The sequence below is a fragment of the Teredinibacter sp. KSP-S5-2 genome (assembly GCF_032773895.1).
In the GTDB taxonomy this organism is placed as follows: domain Bacteria; phylum Pseudomonadota; class Gammaproteobacteria; order Pseudomonadales; family Cellvibrionaceae.
Genome location: NZ_CP120416.1, coordinates 272113 through 284226 on the forward strand (window position 1 = coordinate 272113; position 12114 = coordinate 284226).

Here is a 12114-nt window from a genome sequence, read left to right on the forward strand (position 1 = left end):
CTAGCACGATGATTAAAAACGGCCGGTAATACCGGCCGTTTTTTTATGTCTTTGGAGGCGCTATGCATTTTCGAAAACTCGGTAATACAGATATAGATGTCAGTCTTATTTGTTTGGGGAGTATGACCTGGGGAGAGCAAAATACCCAAGACGAAGGGTTTGCTCAAATGGATATGGCGAAGGACTATGGCATCAATTTCTTTGATGTCGCAGAAATGTACCCTGTTCCACCGCGGCCGGAAACCTACGGTAAGACAGAAGAAATAATGGGGAATTGGTTGGCCGAACGTGGCTGTCGGGATGAGCTTGTTATTGCAACCAAGGTAACCGGGCGCAGCAATAATAATTCCGGTGTGGATCATATTCGCAACGGCGCTCGCTTATCGAAGGAACATATCTTCAAGGCAGTAGAAGGATCACTAAAACGATTGCAAACTGATTACATCGATCTGTATCAGGTTCATTGGCCGGAAAGGGGAGCCAACTTCTTTGGGCGGCTTGGATATGAGCATGGTGATGACGATGGTATTGCTATCGAAGAGACGCTTGATGCGCTTAACCAATTGGTTGAGCAAGGAAAAGTTCGCTACATTGGACTGTCTAATGAAACCCCTTGGGGAATGATGGAGTATTTGCGTTTAGCCAATGCAAAACAGCAGGCGCGCATCGTGAGTATTCAAAACCCCTATAGTTTACTAAACCGAACGTTTGAAGTTGGCAGTGCCGAAATGGCCATTCGTGAGAAGGTTGGTCTGTTAGCCTATTCTCCACTGGCATTCGGTAAGCTCTCAGGTAAATACCTGAATGGGCAAAAACCCAAAGGTGCACGACTGACATTGTATGAGCGCTTTCAGCGTTACGACAAAGTCAATTCTGATGAGGCAGTTCAAGCCTATGTTGATTTGGCAAAAGAGCACGGCCTGACACCTGTGCAAATGGCTTTGGCTTTTATCAATCAACAACCATTTGTTACGTCTAACATTATTGGCGCAACAAGCCTGGCTCAGTTAAAGGAAAACATAGAGAGCTTTGAAATCCGGTTGTCCGAAGAGGTGCTCACGGGGATTTCCGAGATCCACCAGCGTTACCCAAACCCTGCTCCTTAATACAGGGAAGGGCTTCCTTCTGGTCTGCTCTTAAAACGTCGGTGCACCCATAGGTAATCCTGTGGATGCACCTTTATTCTTGATTCGATCCACTGATTGATTTGTTCTGCATCTTTTTCCAGTGATTCTCCTGGGATATCCAGAGCTGGGAAAATCGTCACCTTGTAGCGGTTGTAACCGTCCCGTTCATAGTCGATGGGAATTACCTTGGCGTTTCCACTTTTGGCGAGTTTTGATGTGGCGGTGATGGTTGCGGTGGGAATGCCGCAAAATGGGACAAATACACTGCCTTTACCGCCGTAGTCCTGATCGGGGGCATACCACATGACACTTTCGGGCGCTTTTAGCGATTTCAGCATGCCTTTGATATCCATGCGGGCAATAAGTAGGTCGGAATAACGCAGCCGGGCTTTGGTGATAAACAGATTCAGTAGCGGGTTATTGTTTTTTCGCTGCACCACTGAATAACCGACTAATTGATGGAGTAGTGTGCCGCAAATATCGATCAGGCAGAAGTGTGCCCCCATCAGGATGACCCCATATCCGTCTTTGTGAGCCTGCTGGACGTACTCCAGGCCGTCAACGCGCAACCTGCTTGGGTCAGCCTTTCTGGGAGTCCAGGCTCGGGCCGTTTCGGTTATTGCTCTTCCCATTGAGATAAAAGAACGCAGTAACAGCTTATGCCTTTGCCAGGAGGTCAGGTGTGGGTGGGTGAGTTCGATATTTCTCGCAGCAATGCGCCGGCGTTTGCCCTGTATCAGGCTTAACAGGCCGAGAAAGTCCCCTAGAGCAATCTGTATTGCGGCTGGCAGATAGCCGATGAATAAGATCACGCCTATCCCCATCCAGGTTGGCCACCACTTCGGCGACAGGTAATCTCGGTAGCTTTCTGTGGAAATGTCTGAGTTGCGTTGATAAGCCATTGGGCACCTTGATCGTTGAATCGCGACATTTTAATGGAAACTTGTAGGGCTGTACGGATTAAATTCGATCAAATAGGACTGTAATATCTAACGGAAAGCAAAACTAGCGCTTGAGACAATAACGGCAGATCAGTAACATTACGCCCTTGGCTTTTCAAGCCCATATATTGAACATTTTGCTTGGCAGGATAAATTTTGGACACTAGAAAACTTCATGGCAGCTTAGTTGCGCTTGTTACCCCGATGTGTGAAGACCTCTCTGTTGATTGGGACGCTTTGCACAAACTGGTCGAGTGGCACATTGCACAAGGTACCCACGGGATTGTTGCTGTTGGCACAACCGGTGAATCTGCAACCCTCAATGTGGACGAACATATTGCTGTGGTGAAGAAGGTAGTCGAGCAAGTAGAAGGTCGAGTGCCTGTTATTGCCGGTACCGGAGCGAATTCAACCAGCGAGGCTCTGGAGCTAACTGAAAAGGCAAAGGGCGTTGGTGCTGATGCCTGTTTGTTGGTTACCCCTTACTACAACAAGCCGTCTCAGGAAGGTTTATATCTGCATCATAAATATATCGCCGAGCGGGTGGATATCGCGCAGTTACTCTATAACGTGCCGGGTAGAACTGCGGTTGATATGAGTGCTGACACGGTGATCAGACTGGCGAAAATTGACAATATTGTCGGAATTAAAGAAGCAACGGGTGATATTTCCAGAGTGCAGGCTATAAAGTCGCAGGTGGATGATCAGTTTGTTTTGATTTCCGGTGACGATGAAACCGCGCTTGATTTCATGCAGGCTGGTGGCCACGGGGTCATTTCTGTCACTGCAAACGTTGCTCCGGCTGCTGTGGCTAAAATCTGTGAACTGATCCAACAGGGTAAGGTCGAAGAAGCGCAAATAATTAATCAGCAGCTTCTTCCGGTTCATAAGAACCTATTCCTGGAAGCAAACCCAATTCCAGTGAAGTGGGCGTTAGCCGAAATGGGGTTGATTGGTCACGCCATTCGTCTGCCGTTGACGCCGTTGGCTGAGCAGTATCACCAGGCATTGCGTGATGCGTTGAAAGCTGCATCCATCGAGGTCGTGCCGGCATAGTCGGCACGTTCAAACAGGCGAAGTATCCATATCTATGAATTTTCAATTTGTTTTTCGAGTTTTAATACTCAGTTCTATTTTTCAGTTAGCTGGTTGTTCGGTTTTCTTCGGTGACGATGGCATTTTTAGAGGTCGTAGTAAGGACTATTTAAGAACGGGGGATATCAAGCCCGTTGAAGTGCCGGAAGGCATGTCATCCCGCACACTTGAGTCTGAGTACTATATTCCTGCTGTAAAGGCGGTCGATGAATTTGGTGATCCAGTACAACTGCTGGAATACGAAGTGCCACAACCCGAGGCGATTGCCAGCGATAAAGAATCAATTGGGGTTAAAATTCAAAAACTCGCTGGAAAGCGTTGGATCTTCCTTGATGCACCAACCAGCCGAGTCTGGCCCAGAGCGCAAAGCTTTTTGTCACAGTTCGGTGTGGAAACCGAGCGAAGCAATGCTCGTAGCGGCTTAATTGAAACGGCCTGGTTGAAATTTAAAGATGATCCGGATAACTATTCAAAATTTAAAGTTCTGATCGAAAAAGGTATTCATCCACAAACGACCGAAATCCGCGTCGTTCAGGTACAGCGAGTTAAAGAAAAACTTCAAGCGGAAGCAATCGATTGGCCAGAAGCGTCTGATAATCCTGAGCGGGAAAGTATTTTACTTAACGAATTGGCGGGAGCTTTGGCGGAAAGTATTAACGACAACACCGCATCGCTTATGGGGCAAAATGTTGGTGGTGTGGAGAAGGCCGGCTTCCGGGTAGAGGGTTCTGAGCCTGTTTTGTCTTTGAGTCTGCCTCTGGTTCGAGCCCGGGCGACAGTTGCGCATTCCCTGACAAAAGAAGGTTATGCGCTTTGGGGCGAGGATGCAGAGACAGGTTTGTACTATGTTGGCTATTTACCTCCGGTTGAAGATGAAGGTTTCTGGGGTTGGATGTGGCCTGATGAAAAACTACCGAAAAAGCCTCGCTATACTCTGAAAGAGATTACGCAACATTTGGCAGATACCAATGAGGTAAAAAGTGCTTTCGCCCATATTCCTTCAGTTGGTTATGGCAGTCCTTTGAAAAAAGCACAGGGGTATCTGGTGATAACCTCCCTGCAGGATGGACAAATTCTGGTAAAAATTCGAGATCACAGAGGGCAACCTCTGCCTAGAGCTCAGGCTAAGGCACAACTACGTGTGATTCGAAGAAACTTGATCTAAATTCTAAGAGTTAAATTTGAAGCTTGCGTCACTAGGTAGCGGTAGCTCCGGTAATGCCACACTAATCGCCTCAGCCAAAACCACAGTAATTGTTGACTGTGGTTTTGGTTTGAAAGATACCGAACAGCGTCTGGCCAGGATGGGAGTAAACCCACTGGAAGTCCACGCGCTACTGGTAACCCACGAGCATTCCGATCACGCAAAAGGTGTTGGGCCATTTGCTCGAAAATATAAGCTTCCTGTTTTCATGACCGAAGGGACCTGGTTGAGCCGCGATATGGGGCGTATTCCCTCGCTGCATAAAATTCGTGATGGTGAAGCGTTTACCGTTGGTGATTTATCAATTACCCCGGTGGCTGTTCCGCATGATGCGCGGGAGCCAGTCCAGTACACATTTTGCTGTGGTGAAAAAAAATGTGGTGTGATTACCGACCTGGGCAGCGTTACCCCTCATGTTGTAGAAGCCTTTAGTGGGTGTCATGGTTTGCTGGTCGAGGCAAATCATGATCTGGATATGTTAGCTCGCGGCCCCTATCCTCCTTCGCTCAAAGCGAGGGTGGCCAGTCATTGGGGGCACTTGAATAATATCCAAACCGCTAACTTACTTGGTCAGTTATTGTGCCCGGAACTACAGACGGTTGTTATTGGACACATTAGTCAAAAGAACAACAGTATTGAGTGCGCGAAGCTTGCTCTAAAAGAAGTTACGGATCAAATAGAGCAGGTATATTACGCAAACCAAGATGAAGGTATTGCATGGGTTGTGCTGGAAGACTGAAGGCTCCGGTTAGCAATTCAATTCAACCCCGTAAGGGTAAATTAAAAACCATTGATGACGATAAGGTAGCTTGCAATGGAAAAACGTGAAGAACTCTACGCAGGTAAAGCCAAATCTGTTTATACAACAGATGACCCTGATAAATTAGTGATGCTTTATAGAAATGATACGTCTGCATTTGACGGAAAAAAACTGGCTCAACTTGACCGTAAAGGTATGGTGAATAATAAGTTTAATGCCTTCATTATGGATAAACTTGAGCAAGCAGGCATTCCTACGCATCACGAACAATTGTTGTCTGACCAAGAATCTTTAGTAAAAAAACTAGATATGCTGCCGTTGGAGTGTGTTGTACGAAATGTGGCAGCAGGGTCTATCTGTCGTCGTCTTGGTGTCGAAGAAGGAACGGACCTGACGCCACCTACTTTTGAATTCTTTTTGAAAAACGACGATTTGGGTGACCCAATGGTGAATGAATCTCATATTCGCTCATTTGGTTGGGCCACAGAAGAGCAGGTCGCAGCAATGAAAGACCTTACCTTTAAAGTAAACGACGTCTTGAAAACACTTTTCCGTGATGGTGGGATGCTACTTGTAGATTACAAGCTCGAATTTGGTATGTATAAAGGCGAGCTTGTATTGGGTGATGAGTTTAGTCCGGATGGTTGTCGTTTGTGGGATGTTGAAACTCGCGAGAAATTGGACAAGGATCGCTTCCGTCAGGATCTCGGTGATGTCGTTGAATCCTACGAATCAGTAGGGCGTCGCCTAGGGTTGGATTTTGACGCTTAATAAATATGACATATTGAAGTCATTCTTATGACTGTTTGTGAGTATCCACTTTCATTATCGTCCCAGATTTGAAGGTGGTTACTCTCGGTTTTCCACATAGCCCCCTGCCTCTTTTTCAGCCGTTCAAAAAAATTTTACAAAAAAGTCATTATAGATGTTGATTTTTTTAACCCATTGATTTTATTGATATTTTTTTCTTTGGCTAAATTGCCGTCAGAAAAAGGCCTCGCCAGTATTCATGCAGGTTAGAGCAAAAACTTAAGTCGTTTATCACAGAGTTATCCACAGAAAATGTGGATAACTGAAAAGCGTTTTTTGAGCCTGTTCTTGAACTGTTTTTCAAAAAACAGGGCATATCTATTGTCATATTCCGAAACTGGTGGATTTCGGGCTCACGGTCTATCCTTCATAGAGATTAGTCATAAAAATGGAGAAGGTGTGAAGAATTCGCGCTTTCTGTGCAACAACAATAATAGGAGAGTCGAGCGTGCAAGAGCGCCGTAAATTTGAACGTACCCCAACCTCTATTCGTGTCGAAATACGCCATCCGGCATTTGGCACCATTATTGGGTTTACTCGGGATATCTCTGATGGTGGAGCGCAGGTGTCGATTGATAATCATCCGTCACCGCCAGTGGGCACTCTGGTGGATGTGCAGTTTAAGAAAATTGCTGGCCCCGTGAATGAAGAGCCTGTTGCAATGAAGGTGATGCATTCCACCAAAAACACTGTTGGACTTATGTTTGTCGGTAGATAAATTCGATTTTTATACTTCGTTCAGTTTCTGTAAACATTTCTTCGTATACACTTAGGCGATAACTGGCGGACTACCTCCGCGTTATGTTTCGTTTTACTATACAACACAAATTTCTTGCTGGTTTGTCTATACAGCGTTTCAATTTTATTGCTCTGATTTGGAGGATTGCATGAAAAAACTCTTGGTTGTTCTTTGCTCTATAAGCTTGATTGCTTGTGTATCTACAGACCCATACACCGGAGAGCAAAAAACCAGTAATACGGCAAAAGGTGCCGCTGCCGGTGCCATTGCCGGTGCAGTTATTGGAGCCGCAACATCAAGTGATAAGGATCGCGACAAGGGCATTTTAACGGGTGCAGTAGCCGGTGCAGCAATCGGTGGTGGGGTTGGTTTCTATATGGATAAACAAGAAGCCAAATTACGTGAGAGATTACAGGGCACGGGTGTTCAGGTTCGCCGGGAAGGTAATAACATTTACTTGGTGATGCCAGGTAATATTACATTTGATACTGGCCGATATTACATTCGCACCAGTTTTTATCCTGTTCTGGATTCTGTTGCAGAAGTCTTGGCCGAGTTTAAGAAAACTGTCATCAATGTGTCTGGTCATACTGACTCAACTGGCTCAGCCGAATTTAACCAGACTCTAAGTGAGCAGCGTGCGAGCAGTGTGAAGCAATACTTAACTCAACGTGGTGTCGCATCAGGTCGTGTACAGGCCATTGGTTATGGCAAGCGTTACCCTGTAGCGTCAAATGCGTCAGAAGCTGGTCGTCAGGCAAACCGTCGAGTTGAGTTGAAGCTTGAGCCTTTAGAGTAATCGCTCTTAAAAATAAAGTTCGTCCATAATATGGTCGATGATCGAAGTTAAAAAAACGGACCCCTGTTTTCTCAATTAACAACGGAAAACGGGGGTTGTTTTTATTCAGATAACGTCATCAATAATTCGTGGTCTGATACAGTGTTGCTCTTCTACGTTGAGGCGGACATAATCCAGTGCGCCACTTATTCAGTTTTGTGTTTTTGCGCCAATGAACCAGACCCTTACAACGCTAATTTCCGTAACCTGTTTGCATAAAGCTTTAATTGAGCGGGCAAAACATTTTGCCGAGCAATATGGATATGTTGTTACTCCCTTAGGCAAGCCTTCCTCTGCACCTTATGAAATATGCTTTTCTCTTGATGGTATTTATTTACAGCGCAATGACGGTAAATCCAAAACTCAAATCCGTGTGGACTTTATTGCGGGAAGTATGGGGCATAGGCGCAAGTTTGGCGGTGGTAAAGGGCAGGATATTGCCAAAGCGGTTGGTTTAAACAAAGGCGTTAAACCCAGTGTAATGGATATGACCGCGGGTATGGGTAAAGATGCCTTTGTCCTGGCTTCGTTAGGTTGCCACGTTCAGTTATGTGAGCGTTCGCCCATTGTGCATCTATTATTGCAGGATGGCTTGCTGAGGGCGAAACAGCACGCCGAAATCCGTGAGGAAGAATCTGAGTTAATGAGTATTCTAAGGCGGATGGAATTAACGGAGATTGATAGCCTCAATATGGATTCTTCCGAAGAAGATTGCATTGAGGTAGTGTATTTGGACCCGATGTTCCCTGAGAGAAGCAAGTCTGCTCTGGTAAAAAAAGAGATGCAGGTTTTTCACGATATTGTTGGTAAAGATGAAGATGCCGATGGATTGTTGCCGCTGGCGTTACATCTTGCTGAGTATCGAGTGGTGGTCAAGCGGCCAAAAATTGCTCCCTATCTTAATAATCAGGAACCCAGTTTCCAGTTTGTTGGCAAGTCTTCCCGTTTCGATGTGTATGCGCTAAAAGCATTTAAATAGCGGTGACCACATCGGGTTGATATTTGCTTTTTATTTGCGGCGTATAAACTGATAGAAGCGTCCAATAATTAGTCGCATTTGGGCGAGCATGGCGTAAATAAAACCAAAAATCATTAATGCCAAAGCAAGCAGCATAACCACCTCTTGTGTTAATGATGGTTGCATATGGGTATTGGCCATAAATATGGTCATGAGGCCGACAGCAAAATAAATCGCGCCGTTACGGAATTGAATAAATACTGTTTTGAGTGGGGCAGAGTAGTGAATATGGAGCGCTGATTTTATTGCTTGCCAGTTTATTCGCTCCATACTCATTTTCTTTAATCGGTTTATTCTCAGGTTAGCAGGTTTTCCAGTATTTTTTGATAAATACAGGTAAGTTGTTCCAGGTCGGCAACACTTACGGATTCGTTTACCTGATGAATCGTTGCGTTGACGGGGCCAAGTTCAAGTACCTGAGCACCTGTCGGCGCGATAAAACGACCATCGGACGTGCCTCCTGCAGTCGACAACTCAGTGTTAATTCCCGCTTCAGATTTTATGGCGTTTACCGCAGCGTCAACCAATTCGCCTTTTGCCGTTAAAAACGGTTGGCCTGATAAGTGCCAGCCCAGCTCGCGTTTTATATTGTGCTTATCCAATATATTTTCTACGCGAGTTTTTAATTCATCTGCAGTGACTTCTGTGGAAAAGCGAAAATTAAACACGATATTCGCTTCACCGGGAATGACATTGGTCGCACCCGTACCGCTATTAAAGTTGGATACCTGAAAACTGGTCGCAGGAAAAAAATCATTGCCGTTATCCCATACCGTTGCTGCTAATTCGGCAAGTGCTGGGGCGATGGTGTGTACCGGATTTTCTGCCAGGTGTGGATAGGCAACATGGCCTTGCTTGCCTATTACTGTTAGTTCTGCACCCAGTGAGCCTCGACGTCCATTTTTAATGGTATCGCCCACTTTACTTGTGCTTGAGGGTTCACCGACTAGGCACCATGTAATTTTTTCGCCTTGTTTTTCCAGCCATTCCACTACCTTAACCGTGCCGTTTGCGGCAATACCTTCTTCATCACTGGTGATTAAGAAAGCGATGCGGCCAGAATGGTTAGGGTGTTGAGCGATAAACTGTTCACAGGCTACCACCATGCAGGCAAGGCTGCCTTTCATGTCTGCAGCACCTCGGCCATACAGCATGCCGTCAATTACAGTGGGCTCAAATGGTGGTGTTTGCCAATGCTCCGGTTTTCCCGAAGGCACAACATCTGTGTGACCGGCAAAGGCGAAGATGGGGCCTGACTCCCCGCGAACAGCCCAAAAGTTATCGACGTCCTCAAAGCGTAAGCGTTCGATTTTGAAACCGATTGCCTCGAGGCGGCTGATCATTTGTTCCTGACAACCCGCGTCCTCGGGTGTAACCGAGGCGCGGCGGATAAGATCGCAGGTAAGTGCGAGAGTAGGTGATTGAGTTGTCATTAGTTGTTCGCGTGCAATTCTTCATTCAGTGCGATAGCGGACTTGTTGGTTTTGCACTCAACTGCACCAGTCAATGAATTGCGACGGAATAACAGGTCTGCTTTGCCTGCAAGGTCTCTTGCTTTGATATGTTCAACCAATTGGTTTTTATCGTCTAGTAATGCGACTTTGGTGCCGGCGGTTATGTACAGGCCAGACTCGACGATACAGCGGTCTCCCAATGGGATACCAATACCGGCATTAGCACCGATCAGGCTTTCCTTGCCGACAGAAATTACGATGTTGCCGCCACCGGACAGTGTTCCCATGGTGGAGCAGCCGCCGCCAAGGTCCGAACCTTCGCCAACCACAACGCCAGCGGATATACGACCTTCAATCATACTCGTGCCCAGGGTGCCAGCGTTAAAGTTGACGAAGCCTTCGTGCATAACCGTGGTGCCTTCGCCGATATGTGCGCCCAGGCGAACGCGAGCGGTATGAGCAATACGAACACCTTTCGGTACAACGTAGTTGGTCATTTTCGGGAATTTATCGACACATTCTACGGTTAGCGTTTTGCCAAGCAGGCGAGCCTGTAATTGACGTTCTGGTAACTCTTCAATGTCGATAGCGCCTTCGTTGGTCCAGGCAACGTTTGGCAGTACACCAAAAGCACCGTTCAAGTTGGTTTCGTGAGGCTTAACCAAACGGTGCGACAGAAGGTGAAGCTTTAAATAAGCCTCAGGCACCGAAGTGGGGGCTTCGTCGTTTTCAAGCAGCACTGCTACCAGAGGGCGTTCACTGCTCTTCAGTGTGCTTACTAGTTCCGCAAGTTGACCTTCCCCTGCTTGGGCAAGGTTGTCTGCGATAGTGGAAAGTTGAGATACATTCAGGCTAATGGCCTGATTACCTGAGGTGTAATCCAGTGCAGAAGCCACGGCTTTAGCAATCGCTTCGCTTGGGTTTAGTAGTGGCTGCGGGTAGAAAATTTCCAGCCATTCGTTTTTGCTATTTTGGGTACCGATACCAAAACCTAAGCTGTATAGCTTTGTCATGTGAATTCCTATAAAGAGTTTAATTAAAAAATGGATTCGTATTCGGCGGGTTTAAAACCAAGGTATATCTTGCCTCGGGTTTCCAATACCGGACGTTTGATCAAGGTTGGAATCTCGATCAAGGTATCGATACCTTCGCCGTTTAATAAAGCCTGCTGTTGGCTTTCGGAAATTTGTTTCCAGCTGGTGCTGCGTTTGTTTACCAGCTTGTCTGGCCCCATTTCTGTCATCCAGGCCGCAACCTGCTGTTGAGTCAGGCCATCTTCTCTAAAGTCATGATAGCTATGATCAATATTGTTTGTGGTTAGCCACTTGAGGGCTTTGCGCACAGTGTCGCAATTCTTAATGCCGTAAATTTTGGTCATATCGGTGAAGAGTTGTTCGAAATCGGAGGCAGATCATATCAAATTCTGATTCTGCCTTCATTCAGAGTTGGCCTATCTAGGCTTTTTTTACGGCTTTTGGTTTTTTTCTCTGAGGGTAGCAGGTTCTGCAAATGGGGCAGACAGTGCCGTCGCAGCCTCGCGCGGAACAGTACTCCCGTCCGTAGTAGATGATCTGTAAGTGCAGGTCGTTCCAGGACTCCTTGGGGAATAGCCTTTTAAGGTCTTTCTCCGTTTGGCTCACATTTTTGCCTGAGGTCAGCCCCCAGCGTTGTGCCAGTCGATGGATATGGGTGTCTACAGGAAATGAGGGCTCGCCAAATGCCTGTGCCATGACCACGCTGGCCGTTTTATGGCCGACGCCGGGCAGAGCCTCTAAGGCATTCATGTCTGCGGGAACTTCGCCGTTGTATTTGTCCACCAAGATGTTGGAAAGCGTGTAGATGGCTTTGGACTTTTGGGGGGACAAGCCACAGGGGTGTATGATTGCTTTTATATCCTCTACCGTCTGTTTGGCCATATCAAACGGGTTGTCCGCCAATTTCCACAGTCCCGGAGTGACTTGGTTGACACGCTCGTCTGTGCATTGTGCCGATAACAATACCGCCACCAATAACGTGTAGGAGTCTTTATGATCCAGAGGAATTGGTGGCTTAGGGTACAACCGCTTGAGTTCCTGGTGGATAAATGCCACACGCTCATGTTTAAGCAGGTTTTTTGCTGTCATGCTTG

General features: G+C 46.5%; 14 protein-coding genes. 8 read left to right on the forward strand and 6 right to left on the reverse strand.

Annotated features, from left to right (window positions below; all coding sequences use genetic code 11):
- The first annotated feature begins 62 nt into the window (after positions 1 to 62).
- Entirely contained in the window at positions 63 to 1106 is a 1044-nt protein-coding gene (locus P5V12_RS01285) for an NADP(H)-dependent aldo-keto reductase (RefSeq protein WP_316955427.1), read from the forward strand.
- Here the strand turns inward: P5V12_RS01285 and P5V12_RS01290 are convergent.
- The gene (locus P5V12_RS01290) at positions 1103 to 2029 is read right to left on the reverse strand and encodes a lipid A biosynthesis acyltransferase (protein ID WP_316955428.1); all 927 of its coding nucleotides are present in this window, start codon (positions 2027 to 2029) and stop codon (positions 1103 to 1105) included. The two genes, P5V12_RS01285 and P5V12_RS01290, sit on opposite strands and share 4 nt — an antisense overlap.
- A gap of 243 nt (positions 2030 to 2272) precedes the next feature.
- Here P5V12_RS01290 and dapA point away from each other — a divergent pair, with 243 nt between their 5' ends.
- From dapA to P5V12_RS01325, 7 genes are all read left to right on the forward strand, one after another.
- The gene (gene dapA / locus P5V12_RS01295) at positions 2273 to 3124 is read left to right on the forward strand and encodes a 4-hydroxy-tetrahydrodipicolinate synthase (RefSeq protein ID WP_316957397.1); all 852 of its coding nucleotides are present in this window, start codon (positions 2273 to 2275) and stop codon (positions 3122 to 3124) included.
- Positions 3125 to 3158: 34 nt separating this feature from the next.
- Positions 3159 to 4328: an outer membrane protein assembly factor BamC gene (gene bamC / locus P5V12_RS01300; RefSeq protein WP_316955429.1), complete on the forward strand. Its 1170-nt coding sequence runs from the start codon at positions 3159 to 3161 to the stop codon at positions 4326 to 4328.
- A 16-nt stretch (positions 4329 to 4344) separates the two neighbouring features.
- The gene (locus tag P5V12_RS01305; protein WP_316955430.1) at positions 4345 to 5106 is read left to right on the forward strand and encodes an MBL fold metallo-hydrolase; all 762 of its coding nucleotides are present in this window, start codon (positions 4345 to 4347) and stop codon (positions 5104 to 5106) included.
- A gap of 75 nt (positions 5107 to 5181) precedes the next feature.
- Positions 5182 to 5898 carry a phosphoribosylaminoimidazolesuccinocarboxamide synthase gene (purC, locus tag P5V12_RS01310; protein ID WP_316955431.1) on the forward strand — a complete coding sequence of 239 codons (717 nt, stop codon included), beginning with the start codon at positions 5182 to 5184 and terminating at the stop codon, positions 5896 to 5898.
- A 487-nt stretch (positions 5899 to 6385) separates the two neighbouring features.
- Complete coding sequence (locus tag P5V12_RS01315) at positions 6386 to 6655, forward strand: PilZ domain-containing protein (protein WP_316955432.1); 270 nt, start codon at positions 6386 to 6388, stop codon at positions 6653 to 6655.
- 169 nt (positions 6656 to 6824) lie between these two features.
- Entirely contained in the window at positions 6825 to 7475 is a 651-nt protein-coding gene (locus P5V12_RS01320) for an OmpA family protein (protein WP_316955433.1), read from the forward strand.
- 211 nt (positions 7476 to 7686) lie between these two features.
- Positions 7687 to 8493, forward strand: coding sequence for a class I SAM-dependent methyltransferase (locus P5V12_RS01325; RefSeq protein ID WP_316955434.1), 807 nt, complete (start codon positions 7687 to 7689; stop codon positions 8491 to 8493).
- Positions 8494 to 8523: 30 nt separating this feature from the next.
- Here P5V12_RS01325 and P5V12_RS01330 read toward each other — a convergent pair whose 3' ends face one another.
- From P5V12_RS01330 to nth, 5 genes are all read right to left on the reverse strand, one after another.
- On the reverse strand, positions 8524 to 8802 hold the full coding sequence (locus tag P5V12_RS01330) for a hypothetical protein (RefSeq protein WP_316955435.1): 279 nt from the start codon (positions 8800 to 8802) through the stop codon (positions 8524 to 8526).
- A 26-nt stretch (positions 8803 to 8828) separates the two neighbouring features.
- A complete protein-coding gene (gene dapE / locus P5V12_RS01335; RefSeq protein WP_316955436.1) occupies positions 8829 to 9965 on the reverse strand; it encodes a succinyl-diaminopimelate desuccinylase in 1137 nt (378 codons plus the stop codon).
- Positions 9965 to 10999, reverse strand: coding sequence for a 2,3,4,5-tetrahydropyridine-2,6-dicarboxylate N-succinyltransferase (dapD, locus tag P5V12_RS01340; RefSeq protein WP_316955437.1), 1035 nt, complete (start codon positions 10997 to 10999; stop codon positions 9965 to 9967). Before dapD ends, dapE begins: the two co-directional genes overlap by 1 nt.
- A gap of 23 nt (positions 11000 to 11022) precedes the next feature.
- The gene (locus tag P5V12_RS01345; RefSeq protein WP_316955438.1) at positions 11023 to 11364 is read right to left on the reverse strand and encodes an arsenate reductase; all 342 of its coding nucleotides are present in this window, start codon (positions 11362 to 11364) and stop codon (positions 11023 to 11025) included.
- A gap of 76 nt (positions 11365 to 11440) precedes the next feature.
- On the reverse strand, positions 11441 to 12109 hold the full coding sequence (nth, locus tag P5V12_RS01350; protein ID WP_316955439.1) for an endonuclease III: 669 nt from the start codon (positions 12107 to 12109) through the stop codon (positions 11441 to 11443).
- Between the last annotated feature and the right edge of the window lie 5 nt (positions 12110 to 12114).